The sequence below is a fragment of the Rhodococcus sp. 27YEA6 genome, assembly GCF_044908235.1.
GTDB lineage: Bacteria > Actinomycetota > Actinomycetes > Mycobacteriales > Mycobacteriaceae > Rhodococcus_F > Rhodococcus_F qingshengii.
The window spans coordinates 731951-750307 of record NZ_JBIYCY010000002.1 but is presented as its reverse complement, the minus strand read 5'-3'; the positions used below and the strand labels follow the sequence as shown (position 1 = coordinate 750307).

At 63.4% G+C, this 18357-nt stretch carries 16 protein-coding genes; 6 read left to right on the top strand and 10 right to left on the bottom strand.

The annotated features are described in order from the left end of the window. Window positions 1-8 precede the first annotated feature (8 nt). Window positions 9-1778, bottom strand: coding sequence for an Ig-like domain-containing protein (locus ABH939_RS09940; RefSeq protein ID WP_042926364.1), 1770 nt, complete (start codon window positions 1776-1778; stop codon window positions 9-11). A gap of 366 nt (window positions 1779-2144) precedes the next feature. Here ABH939_RS09940 and guaA point away from each other — a divergent pair, with 366 nt between their 5' ends. Next, complete coding sequence (gene guaA, locus ABH939_RS09935) at window positions 2145-3716, top strand: glutamine-hydrolyzing GMP synthase (RefSeq protein WP_007727510.1); 1572 nt, start codon at window positions 2145-2147, stop codon at window positions 3714-3716. Between the two features lie 55 nt (window positions 3717-3771). Here guaA and ABH939_RS09930 read toward each other — a convergent pair whose 3' ends face one another. Then, window positions 3772-4005, bottom strand: a complete 234-nt coding sequence (locus ABH939_RS09930; RefSeq protein ID WP_042926362.1) for a hypothetical protein — start codon at window positions 4003-4005, stop codon at window positions 3772-3774. Further along, complete coding sequence (locus ABH939_RS09925) at window positions 4002-5387, bottom strand: PspC domain-containing protein (RefSeq protein ID WP_338927807.1); 1386 nt, start codon at window positions 5385-5387, stop codon at window positions 4002-4004. Before ABH939_RS09925 ends, ABH939_RS09930 begins: the two co-directional genes overlap by 4 nt. A gap of 236 nt (window positions 5388-5623) precedes the next feature. Between ABH939_RS09925 and ABH939_RS09920 the strand changes: the two genes are divergently transcribed. From ABH939_RS09920 to ABH939_RS09910, 3 genes are read left to right on the top strand one after another with little or no spacing between them, the layout of a single operon-like run. Further along, the gene (locus ABH939_RS09920) at window positions 5624-6904 is read left to right on the top strand and encodes an ATP-binding protein (protein ID WP_037125680.1); all 1281 of its coding nucleotides are present in this window, start codon (window positions 5624-5626) and stop codon (window positions 6902-6904) included. After that, the gene (locus ABH939_RS09915) at window positions 6901-7560 is read left to right on the top strand and encodes a response regulator transcription factor (RefSeq protein WP_003940972.1); all 660 of its coding nucleotides are present in this window, start codon (window positions 6901-6903) and stop codon (window positions 7558-7560) included. Before ABH939_RS09920 ends, ABH939_RS09915 begins: the two co-directional genes overlap by 4 nt. Window positions 7561-7609: 49 nt before the next feature. After that, entirely contained in the window at window positions 7610-9064 is a 1455-nt protein-coding gene (locus tag ABH939_RS09910) for an MFS transporter (protein ID WP_054782321.1), read from the top strand. Here the strand turns inward: ABH939_RS09910 and ABH939_RS09905 are convergent. The 6 genes from ABH939_RS09905 to ABH939_RS09880 all read right to left on the bottom strand — a co-directional run bounded on the left by ABH939_RS09905 (window position 9061) and on the right by ABH939_RS09880 (window position 14639). Continuing rightward, on the bottom strand, window positions 9061-10269 hold the full coding sequence (locus ABH939_RS09905; RefSeq protein ID WP_338927808.1) for an MFS transporter: 1209 nt from the start codon (window positions 10267-10269) through the stop codon (window positions 9061-9063). The genes ABH939_RS09910 and ABH939_RS09905 overlap by 4 nt on opposite strands. A gap of 188 nt (window positions 10270-10457) precedes the next feature. Further along, a complete protein-coding gene (locus ABH939_RS09900; RefSeq protein ID WP_064689594.1) occupies window positions 10458-11852 on the bottom strand; it encodes a cell wall metabolism sensor histidine kinase WalK in 1395 nt (464 codons plus the stop codon). Next, entirely contained in the window at window positions 11849-12547 is a 699-nt protein-coding gene (locus ABH939_RS09895) for a response regulator transcription factor (RefSeq protein ID WP_058039028.1), read from the bottom strand. Before ABH939_RS09895 ends, ABH939_RS09900 begins: the two co-directional genes overlap by 4 nt. Window positions 12548-12622: 75 nt before the next feature. Next, window positions 12623-13264: a phosphatase PAP2 family protein gene (locus ABH939_RS09890; protein ID WP_007727498.1), complete on the bottom strand. Its 642-nt coding sequence runs from the start codon at window positions 13262-13264 to the stop codon at window positions 12623-12625. Window positions 13265-13266: 2 nt separating this feature from the next. After that, window positions 13267-13851, bottom strand: a complete 585-nt coding sequence (locus tag ABH939_RS09885; RefSeq protein WP_218680941.1) for a M15 family metallopeptidase — start codon at window positions 13849-13851, stop codon at window positions 13267-13269. A 110-nt stretch (window positions 13852-13961) separates the two neighbouring features. After that, complete coding sequence (locus ABH939_RS09880; protein WP_003940889.1) at window positions 13962-14639, bottom strand: helix-turn-helix domain-containing protein; 678 nt, start codon at window positions 14637-14639, stop codon at window positions 13962-13964. Window positions 14640-14774: 135 nt separating this feature from the next. Between ABH939_RS09880 and ABH939_RS09875 the strand changes: the two genes are divergently transcribed. After that, on the top strand, window positions 14775-15611 hold the full coding sequence (locus ABH939_RS09875; RefSeq protein ID WP_047270192.1) for a class I SAM-dependent methyltransferase: 837 nt from the start codon (window positions 14775-14777) through the stop codon (window positions 15609-15611). Then, complete coding sequence (locus ABH939_RS09870; protein ID WP_208689691.1) at window positions 15608-16999, top strand: FAD-binding oxidoreductase; 1392 nt, start codon at window positions 15608-15610, stop codon at window positions 16997-16999. Before ABH939_RS09875 ends, ABH939_RS09870 begins: the two co-directional genes overlap by 4 nt. A 9-nt stretch (window positions 17000-17008) precedes the next feature. Here the strand turns inward: ABH939_RS09870 and ABH939_RS09865 are convergent, their stop codons facing one another. Then, window positions 17009-18208, bottom strand: a complete 1200-nt coding sequence (locus tag ABH939_RS09865) for a serine/threonine-protein kinase (RefSeq protein ID WP_003940952.1) — start codon at window positions 18206-18208, stop codon at window positions 17009-17011. Between the last annotated feature and the right edge of the window lie 149 nt (window positions 18209-18357).

Genomic DNA, 18357 nt, shown 5'->3' with positions numbered 1-18357 from the left:
GTGGGGGACTAGCTTCCGAAGAGCGGGATGAGGCCGCTGAGCGAACCGGTATCCACGCTTCCGGTGCCGCCGCCGTCTGTCGGTGCGGTGCCGACCTGCACGACCGTCGGGCCGGAGACGGAGTTCTTCCAACCGGCGTCGCCGACGAAGTTGGCAGTGAGGCCGAACGTTCCCTCGTCGTCGAAGGTGTGCGTGAGTGTCGCGACGCCGTTGACGACGGCAACGGGTGCGCCGATGGGCGTCGTGCCCGACTTGAACTGGATCATTCCGTTTGCTGTTCCGGGTGCGACGGTGGCCTTGAGCTGCAATGCCTTTCCGACCTGAGCCGAGCCGCTGACGGTCAGAGACGTCGTGGTGTCGGCGCGAGCGGGTTCGGGATCGGTCACGTTCACCGTGAACGACGTGGACGTGGAGCCGATGAATCCGGTTCCGCCGGAGAACTCTGCCGTCACGGCTGCAGCGCCCGCTGATGCGAAGGTGTGCGGGAGGATCGCGACACCGTCACCCGTGCCGACCGGTGCGGTACCGATCTCGGCGCCGTCGACCTTGAACGTCACGGTTCCGCTGCTCGGGATGGGGGAGACGGTGGCCGAGAGGTTGGTCGGTTCACCGACAACGGCGGTGAGTGGTTCGACAACTGTGGTCGTGGTTCCCCAGTCGGGATCGCTGACGTCGAGTTGGGTTGCGGTGGAGACTGAATCGCCGTAACCGGCCTCGCCGGTGAACACTGCGGTGAAGCTGTGGGTGCCCGAAGCGTCGTAGCTGCGGGTCAGGGAAGCCGTCCCGTTGACTACAGCCACCGGTGCGCCGAGGTTGGTCTCGCCGTCTTTGAACTGCACCGTGCCCACGGCGTTTGCCGGTGTGACGACAGCGCTCACGGTGATGCTGTCACCTACCAGCGCGGCGTTCGGGGCCGAGATCGTGGTGGTGGTGTCCGCGGAGACGTCGACGGTCTGGACTCCGGAGGTCGAGCTGTGGAATCCCGGACCGGCGTTGTACGCGGCGGTGATGTCGTGGGCGCCGACGCTGTCGAAAGTGTGGGAGAGGGTGGCGCTACCGCCCGAAACCGGGACCGGTGAGCCGATGTCGTTGCCGCCGTCCTTGAACTGGACGGTGCCGCTCGCGTCGGACGGCGCAACTGTCGCGGTCAGGTCGACCGGCGTGCCGACCTTCGCCGTTGCCGGTGCAACCAGTGTGGTTCCGGTGGCGACAGACGGGTCGACTACCTGGACGTTGACGTTGATCGGGTTGAGGCCCTGCTGTGTGCTGAAGGCGTTGACGTCGAAGAGCATGCCGCTGTCGTACGTCCCGAATGCTGTGCCGACGGGGACCGTGTAGGTCGCTTCCAGTGTGACGGGTTGGTTCTTCTTGACGACGAATCCACCGACCAGGAAGGTGCAGCCGCTCGAGCACTTCGCGGAGACTCCGCCGTCTGATTCGTTGCTGATCGTGGCCCGGTTGGTCACACCCAGGTAGGTGGCCTTGGCGCTGCCCGGCACGAGGACGAATCCTGCGGGCGGGATGTCACGGATCTTTGCGATCGACCGTTCGATGCCGCTTTCGTTGTGCTTGATCTCGGTCTTGTACGTGACGGTGTCGCCTGGGTGAACTGCCGCGTTCCCGATGACACTCTTCGTGAAGATCAGGTTGTCGGTCGTGCCGGTGAAAGTGGTCGGCGGGGCTTCGTCAGCAGTGGCCGGCGTGCCGAGGACTAGAAGTCCGGCGGCAGCCGTCACAGCTGCGACAGGTATGGCGAGTCGTCGTATGAATCGACGCACAGGTCCTCCTCGAGGTGAGCGCCGTTCGGCGGCGCCGGCCGTTTGCGATCGTGATCCTGATCACTTGACGGGCGAGATTACCTTTACTGGACGTTTGGTTCAGGCGAATCGGTCAAACGTCCAGAAAATTCATCCTTCGTCCATTTCGGCTCTGGCCTGCGATGATGCTGCCGAATTGATTGCCGAAGCTAAGGTGCGGGTGATTGGGGCGCCGTTGACCTGGACAGTGGTCTAGATCCGCGCGAGGTCGCCGCGCAGTTCTGAGGGGCGGCCTTTGTAGTGACGTACCTCGCGCTCGCTCGGCCGAGTAGCGGGCTGAGTCCATGCATGCGCAGAAGCGCTGGCTGCGGCGATTAGACTGCACCTGTGGCAGATATCGAGCAGCAGAGACCAGTTCTTGTCGTCGACTTCGGGGCGCAGTACGCGCAGTTGATCGCACGGCGAGTTCGCGAAGCCAAGGTCTACTCGGAGGTGATTCCGCACACCACGACCGTCGAGGAGATCGTGGCCAAGAACCCCTTGGCTGTTGTGCTCTCGGGTGGGCCCTCGAGTGTCTACGCAGACGGTGCTCCCAAGCTTGATCCCGCACTGTTCGATCACGACATTCCGGTTTTCGGAATCTGCTACGGATTCCAGGCAATGGCAGGCGCCCTGGGCGGCACCGTCGCCGAGACCGGTACCCGCGAATACGGCCGTACCGACATCGCGGTATCCGGCGGATTGCTCCACGACGGTCTTCCCTCGACGCAGCCGGTATGGATGAGCCACGGTGACGCCGTCACCGAAGCGCCTTCCGGCTTCGAGGTGACCGCGACGAGCGACGGTGCTCCCGTCGCGGCGTTCGAGGACCGCGCCCGCAAGCTCGCCGGTGTGCAGTACCACCCTGAGGTTCTGCATTCCCCGCACGGTCAGCAGGTCCTGAGCCGCTTCCTGCACGAGATTGCCGGTATTCCGGCAGCGTGGACGGCGTCGAACATCGCCGATGCGCTGATCGAGCAGGTTCGCGAGCAGGTCGGAGACGGACACGCCATCTGCGGTCTGTCCGGTGGCGTCGACTCCGCTGTCGCTGCGGCTTTGGTTCAGCGCGCAATCGGCGACCGGTTGACATGCGTCTTCGTCGATCACGGTTTGATGCGAGCCGGTGAGCGCACGCAGGTCGAGCAGGATTTTGTCGCGGCAACCGGCGCTCGTCTGATCACCGTGGATGCCGCGGACACCTTCATCGGTGAGCTGGCAGGCGTCACCGATCCCGAGACCAAGCGCAAGATCATCGGCCGCGAGTTCATCCGCAGCTTCGAAGGCGCAGTCAGTGATGTTCTGGGCGAGAACGCATCTCATGGTGCGACCGTCGACTTCCTCGTCCAGGGCACGCTCTACCCGGACGTCGTGGAGTCGGGCGGCGGCACGGGAACTGCAAACATCAAGAGCCACCACAATGTCGGCGGGCTGCCGGAAGACCTGCAGTTCAAGTTGGTCGAACCGTTGCGTCTGCTGTTCAAGGACGAGGTCCGTGCAGTGGGCCGCGAACTCGGCCTGCCCGAAGAGATCGTCGGACGCCAGCCGTTCCCCGGTCCCGGACTCGGTATCCGCATCATCGGTGAGGTCACCCGCGATCGCCTCGAGATCTTGCGTCAGGCAGATTCCATTGCGCGCGAAGAGCTTACGTCTGCAGGCTTGGACGGAACCATCTGGCAGTGCCCGGTCGTTCTCCTTGCCGACGTCCGAAGCGTGGGCGTGCAGGGTGACGGCCGGACGTACGGTCATCCGATCGTGCTGCGTCCGGTCTCGAGTGAAGACGCGATGACCGCGGACTGGACGCGTCTGCCGTACGAGACCCTCGAGCGCATCTCGACTCGAATCACCAACGAGGTTGCGGACGTGAATCGCGTAGTCCTCGACGTGACGAGCAAGCCGCCGGGAACTATCGAGTGGGAGTAAAAACAACTGTGCGCCTTTATTAACCCCCCGCGGTTAATAAAGGCGCACAGCAGTTTTACTTCCGGTTGCGCCGATTCGGCAGAATCACCAGCAGTAGTCCTGCCACGACGGCGGCACCGACGAACAGCCAACGGAATTGAATGTTCGCTGCCGGCGCCAGGGAGAACGGCCCGACCAACGCCCACACACTGACCAGAAGTGCGGCCAGTCCGGCGATCAGCAGAAGTGCCGAGGGGCGCTTGGATTCTCGGGTCTCGTCGTGCTCTGTGGTCTCGTCGTAGTCGCTCATGATTGCGTCACCTTCAGACTGCCGAACGTAGCTTTGGCGTTGATGGTCAGTGTGGGCGAATCCGGTGTCACATCACGGCCCGGGTGTATTCCGCCGTCGAGGCAACCTGATCCGTCACCCATGACGACGGTGCAGCTGTTCTTGACGTTGACGGTTGGTGGCACCATGACGACGAACTCACCGAACGACGCCGCGACGTCGATGGTCTTGTCCTCGGTGAACTTGACCCCGTTGAGGTCGAGAGTGAAGCTTCCGAAGGCTCCCGAGTACGACGGCTCCAACTCGGAAGCGGTTGCCGGAGTCCATCTTTGCTCACCCGAGGCGTCGAAATCGATCGGGTAGACCAACGAGGCGAGAAGCACGAAACCCACGAGCGGTCCGGTGACGACCAGCAGGCCGTACCCCTTGCGGAAGAATGCCCCGAGGATCAGGCCGAGCGCGATGACGGCGAGTCCGACAGCACCGACTCGGCCGGGAGTGAACCACTCGTTGCCGGTTGCCGCGCCCGCTGCCCCGGTGACGGCGGCGACGATGATCGCGAGTCCGAGCACTGTCAGCGTCCATCGCGAGCGACGCTTACGTGGTGGCAAAGGCAGCAGCGGCGTGGCTTTGACTGCCGGGTCCGGGAGATCCCAGGCGAACGGAGCGACACCGAGCGGATCCCAGGAGGGCGGTGTGATGGCGGCCTCGCCGATCACCTCGGTCGGATTGGCGGCGGCTGAAGCGCTCGGGTCCTTCGACAGGTTGATCGTCGGATGATCGGCCTGAGATTGCGGTGACTGTTCGGCCGGCGGTTCCTCGGGCACGTAGCTGTCGGGGAGTTTTGTGTACGGCGTGTACACGGGCGGCTGATTGGGTGCGAAGTATCCGGGAGTGAACGGCCCGGGCGTGAATCCCGTGCCTGGATACGCGGTACCCGCGCCGACGTACGGTGACGTGCTCTGTGGCAGTGCAGGCGGCACCGGCGCTCGTTGGTAGAGCAGCCACAGGCCTCCGACCATCAGAATCAGCCCGATCAGACCGGAACCACCCAGGCCGACGCCGACCGGCCCGACGGTCGTAGCCGCGATGGCGAGAGCCACCAACAAGACGATGGTCTTGGTACTGGAATCGGAGCTGTGTCCGCGGCCCATCAACGACTGTGCGGGGGACGATCCGTCACCGGCGCGGGCGAGCACCAACCACCCGGCGAGGTAGAGAAGGATGCCTGAGCCGCCGAAAATAGTGGAGGCCACAAACGCGACACGTACCAGAATGGGGTCGATGCCGTACCGGTATCCGATTCCGGCGCATACCCCGGCCACGTGACCTTGTGCCGGCAGACGCACGGGGCGGGTCCGCCACAGATCCTGGATCTGTTCTTGGAAAGTCGGATTGTTCATGAATCAATCCTGGCTTCCGGGGCGGCCTCCGCGCATCAGGGCCAACCCTGATCTTTGTGACGATCGGGGCCAGGGGCGCCCCCCTGATTCAGGGTTGGACCCTGATGTGACTGCGAGTGGTTCGTGCCAGTATCGACTATGTGCAATATCTGTCAGATCCGCCGTTCGTGAGCGGTCCCGCTCCCGGGTTCACGGGAGGCCCGCCCGTCAACGGGGTACCGGTGCATGCCGTACCCATGAAGAAGGGTGTGCCCATTCCGGGCGGTGTTCCATTGCGAAAGCTGGAGCGGCGCTCCGGCGGTCGCATCGTCGCCGGTGTTGCAGGCGGTATCGCCGATCATCTCGGGATCGACGTCCTGAAGGTTCGAGTCGCCTTCGCGATTCTGGCGGCGATGGCCGGATCCGGCATCGTGATTTACGGCGCCCTCTGGATCTTCACCTCAGCCGGCACGGACACCCAGAAGCCGTCCGCGGCCGAGCGGCAGCGGGCGTACGGCTTGATCGCACTCGGATTGGGCGGCGCAGCCGCGTTGTCCTGGCTGTTCAGCGGCACGGCGGGTTCGGTGCTCGCACCGTTCTTCGTCGTCGCGATCGGTGCCGCTTTGGTGTGGCGCGAGTTCGACTCCGACGGTCCCCGGACCGTCATCGGCTTGCCGCAGCGGCCTACCGTTCTCACGTGGGCGCGGGTGGTCGGGGGAGCGACCTTGATCATCTTGGGTCTCGGCGTCGTCGTCCTCGCTCAGGTCGACCTCGAAGCACTGCGCTCGTCCCTGCTGGCCGTGGTGGTGACGCTGATCGGTGTCGGTTTGTTGACGGTGCCGCTGTGGCTGCGGATGTGGAGGGCTCTCGGCGCCGAGCGTGCGGCCCGAATTCGCAACGACGAACGTGAAGAGATCGCCTCGCATCTGCACGACTCCGTACTTCAGACGTTGGCGCTGATTCAGAAGCAGTCCGACAATCCGCAAGAGGTGGCGCGCCTGGCCCGTGGTCAGGAACGTGAGCTGCGCAAGTGGTTGTTCAGCGGCGGGGATATCGACCACACGAGCCTGACCGAAGGTCTGAAGATCATCGCCGGTGAAGTGGAGGACCAGCATGGCGTCACGGTCCGCCCCGTCACGGTCGGCGACGTACAACTCGAAGGCGAAGGCGTCGAGAACGGTCTGCCCAAGGAAGCGTTCACCGCGCTCCTCGGTGCGACGCGTGAAGCTCTCGTGAACTCGGCAAAGCACTCGGGGGAGAAGGAAATCAATCTTTTCGCCGAGGTCGAGGGCGACCAGGTCAGTGTGTTCGTTCGTGATCGCGGAGTCGGATTCGACGTCAATGCGGTGCCGGAGGACCGTCAGGGTTTGGCCAAGTCGATTCGTGGTCGCATCGAGCGACGGGGTGGCCGCGTCGTGGTTCGATCCGACATCGGAAAGGGCACCGAGATCCGCGTGCACATGCCGCTCGGTGACTCTGCTCTAAAGTGGGACCAGACTGCTGACCGTGTCGACAACCCCGAGGAACAGCCCCAGTGACTTCGCTTGCGCCGCCCCCGTACCGCGTATTTCTTGTCGACGATCATGCAGTGTTCCGCTCCGGGGTGAGGGCGGAACTCTCGCGCGAGGCAGACATGGACGTAGTCGGTGAAGCCGGTGGCGTCGCTGAGGCGATCGCGGGTATCAACTCGACGAAACCGCATGTCGTTCTGCTCGATGTCCACATGCCTGACGGTGGTGGAGTGGCAGTTCTGCGCGGAATCGATTCCGGCCCGGTGTGCTTGGCGCTCAGCGTTTCCGATGCGGCCGAGGATGTGATCGCGGTGATCCGCGGCGGTGCGCGCGGGTACGTGACCAAGACGATCTCGGGATCCGAACTGGCCGAGGGTGTACGACGCGTTGCCGGTGGTGACGCAGTGTTCGGGCCTCGCCTGGCAGGCTTCGTACTGGACTCCTTCACCGGGCGTTCCAACGCACCCGAGCCGCAACTCGATCCGGAACTCGACTCGCTGACTCCGCGAGAACTCGAAGTGCTCAGATTGCTGGCACGTGGGTACACTTACCGTGAAATCGCCGAGGACCTGGTGATTTCCGTGAAGACGGTCGAGACTCACGCATCGAACGTCCTGCGAAAGACTCAGCAGTCCAATCGCAATGCGTTGACGCGTTGGGCACATCGTCGCCAGATCGACTGAATTCCCGCGCGCTCTTTCGCGATTGCGTGTGAAGGCGCACCATGGACCGATGACGGAACCACTGGCGCTCGCGTCGAAGCGTGGGCGTTGGGTTGTCGCCGCCACCGTTCTCGGCTCGAGCATGGCTCTCCTCGACGGCACCGTCGTCAACATTGCTCTTCCTCACATCGGTGAAGAATTGGGTTCCGGTGTCGCCGGACTGCAGTGGACGCTCAGCGGTTACACCTTGGCCTTGGCGTCGCTGATTCTGCTCGGGGGAGCCCTCGGTGATCGTTGGGGTCGGCGACGGGTATTCGTGTGGGGGACGGTCTGGTTCGCGGTCGCGTCGTTGCTTTGCGGAATTGCACCTGACATCACGTTTCTGGTGATTGCACGAATCCTGCAGGGAGTGGGAGCTGCGCTCTTGACACCTGGCAGCCTTGCCATCATCTCCGCGTCACTTCGTGAGGAGGACCGCGGCGCGGCAATCGGATTGTGGTCGGGTTTAGGTGGTGTTGCCGGCGCCATCGGACCGCTTTTCGGTGGTTGGCTGGTGGAAGTGGCGGGATGGCGATCGGTATTCCTGCTCAATATCCCGCTGGCGATCGTCGTGGTGTGGGCAGCGGTGCGCCATGTACCGGAGAGCCGCGACCCGCATCCGCCCGAGCACCTGGACGTGGTCGGATCTGCCTGCGCAGTAGTCGGTCTCGGCGCACTGACGTACGGGCTGATCGAGGTCAACCCGATAGTCGGGCTGATCGGAGTGATCGCGCTCTGCCTGTTCGTCGTGGTGGAACGACGCTCACCGAGTGCCCTTGTGCCGCCGTCCCTGTTCCGTTCGCGGATGTTCGTCGCGGCCAATCTGGTGACCCTTGCGGTCTATGCGGCGCTGGGCGGTGTGTTCTTCCTGCTCGTGCTGCAACTGCAATTGGTTGCCGGGTACTCGCCGGTGGCTGCCGGCGTCGCAACGGTACCGATCACCTTGGCATTGCTGCTGTTGTCTTCGCGCGCGGGCAGTTACGCGCAGACGCACGGACCGCGATTGCCGATCACGGTCGGGCCCGCCGTTGCCGCGGTGGGGTTGGTGTTGATGACGCGGATCGGCCCGGATGCGTCGTACCTGACCGTCGTGCTGCCGGGAGTTCTGGTGTTCGGGCTCGGCCTGGCGGTGATGGTCGCGCCGTTGACCGCCGCGGTGCTTGGTTCGGTACCGGTGGAGCAGTCCGGAATCGCGTCAGGTGTGAACAATGCCGTTGCTCGCACGAGCCAACTTCTTGCCGTCGCGGCCTTGCCTGCCCTCGTGGGTATCGACGCCGAAAGTCTGGTCGATCCGACGAGTTTCTCCGACGGGTTCCGGTACGCGATGTACATCTGTGTGGCACTGCTGTTGGTCGGTGCAGCGATCGCCGCGACGCTGATCCGAACTCCGACAGTAGAGCCTGTTCAGGAAGCGGATTCGGTTGCCTGCAAGCCGCATTGTGATCTGACGGGACCTGCAGTGCAACCGAATCCGATGAGGGACTAGACGCTGATGTCGCGATCGCGGCTGGGCACCAAGGGAATTGCTGCGGCGGGAAATGCCGCGACTATCGCGAAGGCGAGCGGGTAGCCGACCGCGCCGATCAGCGCACCGACCACCGGGCCCACTGCTGACGCGGCAATGAACTGCCCGGTGTTCTGTGCGCCCAATGCTTTTCCTTGCCATTTCGGCCCGGCAGCTTCGGCCACGGAAGTGAATGCCAAACCGTTGTCGGCGACGCTGATAGTGGTTGCCAGCAGCAGGATCAAGGCGGGAACGCCCCAAGGCGCTGCGCCGGCTGCCGCCATTGCCAACATGACCGCAGACGCGGAGACGGCAACCAACCGCAGCGGGCCTACTCTGCTTCCGGCGCGATCACTCCAGATGCCGACAACGATGCGTCCGAGTGCACCCACGAACTGGGAGATCCCGATCAGGAGCCCAGCGGGCGCAGCGTCCCATCCTTGCTCGCTGATCAGCCAGACCAGACCGAATGTCGAGAGGGTGAACTGCGGAAACACCAGCAGTGCCGAGACGACGTGAATGCGCCACAGGAACCAGTTCGAGCGATAAGGATTTACCGTTTCGGCCGGGATGTCTGTGGGCCGCGCCGCCGGCCGCGGGGGATTGATCAATGCGACGGCGCAGATCAAGGCGAGAACGCCGTTGAGAGCTACCGACAGTCCGACGGCCGAACCGATTCCTACGTTCGCAGCGAGAGTCGGGATGGTCAGCGACGCGATGGTCACGCCCAGGGGCTGTGACATCTGCCGGATTCCCATCGCGAGGCCGCGCCGATCCTTGGGAAACCAGCCGACCACAACACGTCCACTGGCAGCGTTGGTGCTCGCCGCAGCCATTCCGCCCAGCAGAAATGCGATCCCGAGGAGGGTGTAGTTGTCGGTGGTGGTCGCGGCCAGCGCGGCGATCGCCGTCAGGCCGAGCCCGATGGAGATGACCCATTTCTCGCCGAATCTGTCAGCCATCGCTCCCCACGCCACCAGCGTGAGAACCATGCCGAAAGTGGGTGCAGCGGCCAGAGTTCCGGCCTGCGTCAACGAGAGGCCGTGTTCGGAATGCAGTAGCGGGATCAAAAAGGCGGGGGTGCTGACGAAGACGGTGCCTGCGGCCTGGGCTGCGACGCCGATTCCGAGCATCGTCCACGCCTTCGGGGAGACGGCCGTCTTTTCCAGCCGCGACGCCTGCGTCATGGTGCCCTCCGATCTCTACGCTGTTCGACGATGCCGACGCTACTCGCGTGGTTTCACATGTTGAAACCAGAATCCCACTATTTGGTCGAACGCGGACGGTTCAGGGTGCGAAGTGCCCACCCCTTTTCGAGCGAACGGTACGACGATCGCCTTGGGTGCGCCGAAAGGTACGTTCGCTCGGGAAGGGGTCAGCGACGGGGCAGGCGAACCGTGAAGACCGTGCGACCATCCACCTGGCCGACGCCGATGGTGCCGCCGTGCAGGTGCACGTTCTCGACGGCGAGCGAGAGTCCGAGTCCGCTGCCCTCGCTGCGTCCGCGCGCGGTGTCGACCTTGTAGAACCGCCGAAAGATCGCCTGCCGGTCTTCGGGTGAGATGCCGGGGCCGTGGTCGACGACGGTGATGACGGAGAAACCGGATTCGACGCTCAACTCGACGCGAACCGGGGGCGCTCCGTGGCGCAGCGCATTGCCGACGAGGTTGGCGACGACAATGTCGATCCGACGCGAATCGACTCTGGCGCTGACACTTTCGGGTGCGCGCAGTTCGACGGTGTCTGTCCATCCGCGGCTCTCGAGTGTGCGCTCGGTCAATTCGACGAGGTCGACGTCGTCGAGGACAAGGTGCGCTTGCTGAGAGTCGTGGCGAGACATTTCGATGAGGTCTTCGACAAGTCGAGTGAGCTTGCCGATCTCACTGCTCACGATGCGCGCGGCAGCGGCGGCGTCGGGCGGAAGATTGGGGATCTCTTCACGGAGGATCTCACTGACCGGCACCAGTGCTGCGAGCGGCGTCCGGAGCTCGTGGGAGACGTCTGCGACAAACCTTCTCGACTGCTCTTCCGATTCTTCCAGACCGCGGATGACCGCTTCGTTGCGAGCGACCATGTTGTTGAACGTTGTTGTGACCTGGGCGAGTTCGGCTACTCCGTCTTCGGGGAGTCGGACGCTGAGGTCGCCGTCGGCAGCACGGGCGGCCGCCTTGTCCAGGCGTTTGAGCGGACGGACAAGCGTCGACGCGATCCACAGCCCGAGTAGTCCGCTCACCAACACACCGGCGGCGAGGGTGAGGCCGACAGCTCGAAGCAGGTCGTCGAACTTGTCCTGCACTCCTACCAGCGGCCGGATGGTGACGGCTTTGACCAATGTCTCGTTGTCGTAGCTGTCGTCCGCGCTCATGTCCACGACATTGACGGACATTCCCAACATGATGCGCTGGGAGTCGAGCCTCTCGAAACGGATCAGCTTCGGACTGTCCAAACCTTCGTCGAAGCTGGGCGGAATGGTCGCCGCATCCACGGATCCTTGACGGATGACTTCGCCGTCGACGATCAGCGTCATGTCGGACTGGAAAATCTGTTGGAGGTTGGCAGGCGTCAACTCGTCTACCGGTGTTCCGTTGACGTATTGCAGTTCGTCGCGAAATTGTGCGGTCGCGACATCCTGAGCGTTGGAATAGATCCACGACCGCGCCATGAACGAGACGACACCCGCGGTTGCCCCGGCGATGATCACGACGATTGCGATGAACACGAGCACGAGCCTGGTTCGCAGACCGTCGACCTGAAGCCAGGTCGGTCTCATCGGGCTGGGCTGGTGTTGAAGCGATACCCGAACCCGCGCACCGTTTCGATGACGGTCGGTGCGGCCGGGTCGTCCTCGATCTTTCCGCGCAGCCGCTGCACTGCTGCATCGACGATTCTGGAATCACCCAGATACTCCTGGTCCCAGGCTGCGGACAACAACTGTCGGCGGCTCAGGACCTGTCCGGGGTTCTCGGTCAGCGCCAGGATCAGTCGGAGTTCGGTCGGGGTGAGGGTCAGCAGCATCCCGGCCTTGCGGACCTGCAGCGACGACCGATCCAATTCCAGGTCGCCGAACGTCTCTGCACCCGGCGTCGCATCCGGGCGCGTCGTTGCCGGTGCCGAGCGCCGCACGACGGCTTTGATACGAGCGTCGAGGACGCGCGGACTGGCCGGTTTGACGACGTAGTCGTCGGCACCGGCTTCCAGGCCGGCGACGGTGTCGATGTCGTCGGATCGAGCGGTCAGAATGATGATCGGGATCGAACTTCGGGTGCGGATACGTCGGCAGATCTCGTAACCGTCGGCACCCGGCAGCCCGAGGTCGAGTAGGACGAGGTCCGTGGCACCCAGGGCGTCGTCGAAATCACCGTTACCGTCGGGGCGATGGCTGACGTCGTGCCCGAGTCGGTTCAGTCCCAACGTGATTGCCTCGGCCACGGCTGGATCGTCTTCTATGAAAAGAATGCTCACCATGAGCTCACCTTGGACTCGCCATGATCAGGGGCCTTCTGCGGTCGGAGAAATCTCGGTCAGCCAAGGGTACAGGGGTCACACTCGCGAGAGTCGCTCGTTGCCTGAGTCTGCCAGCACCGCATGCCGGGCGACGCTGGTGTTCAACGGAAATGCCGACACAGCGAGGGTGTAGCAGCCGACGAGCAGTAGTGCACCGATCACGTCGCTCGGGCGGTGCCATTGCAGCACGACTACCGAGATCGCGGTTCCGATGGTGATCAGCGCACCGTTGACCGCAACGACCGCCCGCCACCTCGAGGGCGTGACGATCACGATCGCGCAGACCAGAGCAGCTATGGCCGTCAAAGTGCCGCTGGGGAAGGAATTGTGCATCACCAGACCGTTCAGGTCCGGTCGATTCAGCGATTGTTTGAGAACCCAGGCCGTCGTGATGGGACCGAGGGTCACGACGACGACGCGTAAAGCTAGCGCAATCGGGTTGTTGCGCAATGTGATCATGAGCGCCACGAGCACTCCTCCCACTATCAGTATCGGGGTGACGAGGCCGATGAACTCGGCGGAGAACACGCTGAGGCGTTCGGAGGTGGCCGCGCCCACCATGAGTTGTTGGTCGACGATCTGACCACCGGTGGTGTTGACCGCCAATTCGAATTCGACGACTCCGAGGATCAAGAGTGCCAGTGCGGCAATCAGTCTCGCTGGTTTGACTCGTGTCATGATCAGCCTTCCGCTCTCTCGTCCGAGGGGTTGCTCAGTTGTGGCGGGCATTCCCCGCCAGGAGTGGTTGCCAATTCGAAATGCCACATCTCGTTGGCGTAGGTCTGGCAGAGGCCGTAATCGCTGCCGTGCTGAATGAGCCAGTCGTCGGCGTCGGTCGGTCCGATGTCGACGGCCTGTCCACTGACATGCTTGGACAGGCTCGGCGAGTGCACCCACTTGGACGCTTCGTCCACGCTGCCGTACTTGACGACGGCTTCGTCGAACAGTCGCTGTTGGTATGCCGCGGACCGCCAACCCGACGTGACGTGCATGTCCACGCCGGATGCCTGTGCGTCGGCCGCTGCCGACTGGAGCGCCGCGAGCAGTGCGGAATCGAGACGGGCAAGCGCGGGCACATGAGTGTCCTGCAAGCTGATGCCGTCCTCGATCTCGCCGCCTGAGGGTCCTGAATCAGGCTGAGTGGCAAGGTAGTTACCGCTCTTCGGTTGTGCTTCTTCTGTGTACGAGCAGGAGCTGAGCGCGACCGCACCGAGCACGACTGCACCGAGTGCGATGAAGCGGATGATTCCGCGGTGGCTGGGCATACAACAGAGACTTCTCGGTCAGTGTCACCGGCAGGTGGTCACCGTTCGTCGACGGTGTCACGGTCTGCAACAGCTCTGTAACAGGACGGAACGGGGCTGGTGAGCGCGCGCTACGCGGGGCGCGGGATCGACGCGAAAGTCGACAGCTCGAACCACGATGGCAGGCTACGACGCAACGCAGTAGGCCCAGAAATGGTGACGTCACCGGACCGTATGGCGTCCGACCAGGTCAGGTTACCTCGCCAGATCTCGGTCATCTGTCGCAAGCCCGCAGAGACCGACACTGCAACGTCGAAACCCGGATCGATATCGCACATGTCCACCTCACCGGAATTGATGACGAGCCACCAGTTCCGCGAATGTCCACGTACTCCGGAGAATGCGAAGTGCACCACGGTCTTGCCTTCAGGCACCACGGAATGATCCACGCGGCGATGCATGTCCCACAGCAGCAGCTTCGGATCCAGATCTTCGTCGCCCAGTTCACCGATCCACCTGGTACCCCAGATGCCGAGAGCTTCGACCACAGGGCGCAGTTCGCGGCCGGCGTCGGTCAGACGATAGCTGACGACACAGTCGGTTTCTTCTCGCTCCACGATGCCGGCGACCGCGAGTTGGTGAAGCCGGGTCGAGAGCAGAGTCGGTGACATTCGCGGGAGCCCGCGGCGGAGATCGTTGAAATGTTCGCTTCCCATGATCAGTTCGCGGAGGAGAAGCAGTGTCCACCGCTCGTCGAGTAGCTCCATCGCCTTGGCGACGGGGCAGAACTGGTGGTACGAGGACCCCATCTCTCGATCGTAGGCCTCCGGGGTGCTCCGGTACAGATTTCGTACTGGAGAGGAGCGAACCGTCGTCGTAGCGTCGGAGTAACGGCATGAACGCTGTCGGGCTCCGAGTACGAAAATTATTGAAGGAGAACGGTAATGAGTGAATCAACGGGGACTCTCGGGTTGGACCGGGAGCTGAAGGCCAAGCACCGGGCAATGTGGGGGCTCGGTAACTATCCGGCGGTGGCGACGCAGGTCATCGCGGAACTCGGACCTGTATTGGTGCGTGAATGCGGCGTGCAGAAAGGAGATCGGGTGCTCGACGTCGCGGCGGGGTCCGGCAACGCCGCCATTCCGGCGGCTGCGCTGGGTGCGCAGGTGATCGCCACCGACCTGGCTCCCGAACTGTTCGTGGCAGGACGGGAGGCCGCGGCACTCGCGGGTGTCGAACTCGATTGGCAGGAGGCCGACGCCGAGGCTCTTCCGTTCGGCGACAACGAGTTCGACGTAGTGCTCTCGTGCGTCGGTGTGATGTTTGCCCCGCATCATCGGCGCGCCGCGGACGAACTTTTGCGAGTATGCCGACCCGGCGGAAAGATCGGAGTGCTGAGTTGGACTCCGACGGGGTTCATCGGCGAGATGTTCAAAACGATGAAGCCGTATGCACCGCCCCCGCCTCCTGGTTCGCAGCCGGCGCCTTTGTGGGGCGACGAGAACCATGTTCGTGATCTGCTCGGCGATGTTGCCGCAAGGAAAGACGTACTTCGTGTGGACACATTCAGCGGGCCGGAAGATTTCCGCGATTTCTTCAAGAAGAATTACGGCCCGACCATCGCGGTGTACCGGAACATCGCCGGCGATCCTGACCGCACACAGGCGCTCGATCGCGATCTGCTCGAGTTGGCAAAGAAGTACGGCAGCGGAAGCGAGCCGTTCGTGATGGAGTGGGAATACCTGCTTCTCACCGCGACACCCGACGAGGGCGGTGCATGATGACGACGGTCGAGTTCGCGCCACTGAAATCGGCGATCACGGGTTCTGTGTTCAGCCCCCGAGATCCGGAGTACGACGACGCCAGGTCGATCTGGAACGGGCAGATCGATCATCGTCCGGCGGTGATCGCCAGGTGCCGGTCGGCGTCGGATGTATCTGTGGCACTAGCATTTGCCAGAGCCCATTCGTTGGAGGTTTCGGTCAGAGGTGGTGGGCATTCCTACCGAGGTACCTCGGTGTGTGAAGGCGGTGTGATGATCGATCTCAGTGCGATCAACGTAGTCAGTGTCGCCCCGTCCGCGAAGCGAGCCAGGGTCGGTGGTGGTGCGACGATTGCCGACCTCGACGCCGCGACGCAGGAACACGGATTGGCAGTGACCGGTGGAGTGATCAGTGATACCGGCGTCGGTGGCCTGACCCTCGGCGGCGGCATGGGGTGGTTGACGCGCACGCTCGGCCTGGCGATCGACAATCTGGTGTCGGCAGAGGTGGTGCTCGCCGACGGTTCGATCGTGCGGGCCTCCGAGAACGATCACAGCGACTTGTTCTGGGCGCTGCGCGGCGGCGGCGGAAACTTCGGAGTGGTCACCGAGTTCGAGTACCGTCTGAGCGAGATCGGTCCGGAAGTGCATCTGGGACTGTTCTTCTGGGGGATGGAGGACGGACCCGCAGCGCTTCGTCTGTGCCGCGAAGTGGTGCCTGCCCTGCCGAGAAATGCCGGAGCGATGGTTGCCGTCGGTTTGTCCGCGCCTCCGGCACCGTTTGTTCCGGATCAGTTTCACCTGCTGCCCGGATACGCGTTGCTGGTAGCCGGTTTCGGATCGGAAGAGGAACACTCGAACGCGATTGCGCCGATTCGAGAGGGCGTGCCGACGCTGTTCGAGTTCGTCACCCCGCTCCCGTACATCGGTTTACAGTCGATGCTCGACGAATCGGAACCATGGGGTGCATACGCCTATGAGAAGGCCTTGGACCTGGTGAATTTCTCCGACGACGTGATCGATGTTCTGACCGAGCAAGCGGGCGAGAAATCGTCGCCGATGTCCTTCATGCCGATCTTTCCGCTGCAGGGAGCTTTCACCTCCGTCGGGGAGGACGACACTGCGTTCGGTGGTTCTCGCACACCACATTACGTGTGCAACATGACGGCTACGGCCACCGATGCCGGGACACTGGAATTGGATCGATCGTGGGTGCGTGAGACCTGGGAAGCCTTGCGTCCGTTCTCGTCCAATCAAGGCGGGTACGTCAACTTCATGACCGATGTCGACGAGGACCGAGTGCGAGCGTCCTACGGTGCGGCGAAGTACGCGCGATTGTCCGCCGTCAAGGCGAAGTACGACCCGGACAACGTGTTTCACCTCAACGCAAACATTCTGCCCGCGTAGAGCGTCCGGTCAGGCCGTGAACACCAGGATGACGACGATCAGTGCGGCCAAGATGATGACGGCAACCATGCCTGTCATGGCGAGGGGAGCCCAAGCCACTACCTTGTCGCGGGTGCTGGCATCGGCGGGGCCGGTCGGTATCCGCGGCGGCCAGGAGAACATGTCCATGGGGCTGGGAACGTTCCGCAGTGGCGTGTTCTGTTGCACTGCAGGCAGTCCGGTGATCGTGGAGCCGGTCAGGCGATTGCGGCGGTGTGGGTCGGCGAGTTGTGTGGTGCGGTGAGCCCACGCCGGCACGGCGCCTTCGGACGAGTAGACGGGAGCGTCGATCAACTGCTCGATCGTGCCACCGCCCGTCGCGGCTGCAGCGAGCGCGTCGCGTGCCTGAGCCATCGTCGGCCGACGGGTGGGGTCCGGCTCGAGGAGCTGAAGGAGAACGTCGGTGAGCGGTCCGGACTTGGTGGGTCGGTAGATCTCGGCCTTGGCGACACGATGCAGTAGAGCGATGGCGTCCGAGTCGATGCCGAAGGGCGGTTGACCCTCGATCACCGTGTAGAGCGTCGACCCGAGTGAGAAGACGTCACTGGCCTCGGTGGGATCGTCGCCGCGGGCAACTTCGGGTGCAAAGTACGCGGGAGTGCCGGTGATGACCTCGTCCTGGGTGTCGGATACGTCGCTCTTTGCGCGGGCGATGCCGAAGTCACTGATCTTGACGGTGCCGAGAGACTTGCCTCGGTCGGCGATCAGGATGTTGCCGGGCTTGATGTCGCGGTGGACGATGCCGGCGGCGTGCGCCTCGGTGAGTGCCGCAGCGATCTGCGCGCCGATCTGCGCGACCTCCAGCGGTGGCAACGTGTCGGCCAGGTTCATCGCCTGGGCGAGGCTGCGGGCGGGGAAGTACTCCATGACCAACCACGGTTCACCGGACTCGATCGCGACGTCGTACATGGCGATGGAGTGGGGGTGGGTGAGCTTTGCGGCGTTCCTGCCTTCGCGCAATGTACGTTCACGGACCTCTTCGGCCGTTTCGGTGTCGAGGCCTTCCGTGCTTGTGACCTGTTTCACCGCGACGTCACGGCTGAGGAGGGTGTCGCGGGCCAGCCAGACGGCGCCCATGCCTCCGTCGCCGATCTTGGAGCGGAGTCGGTACCGCCCCGCCAGCAGGTATTCGGGCCCGATGCCCCTCCCGGTCTGCTCCTGAGCTGTCACATCTCAAGGTTAATGGATTGATGCCACTGTGACGCTCGAGGCTCCTGTGAACTGGGTTTTTTGCTCTGCTTGACGTGTCGGGGGTGACACGGTTTACTGAAAACAGTTCGAAAATATGTTCGAAATTGCTGTTCGTTGGATGCATGTCA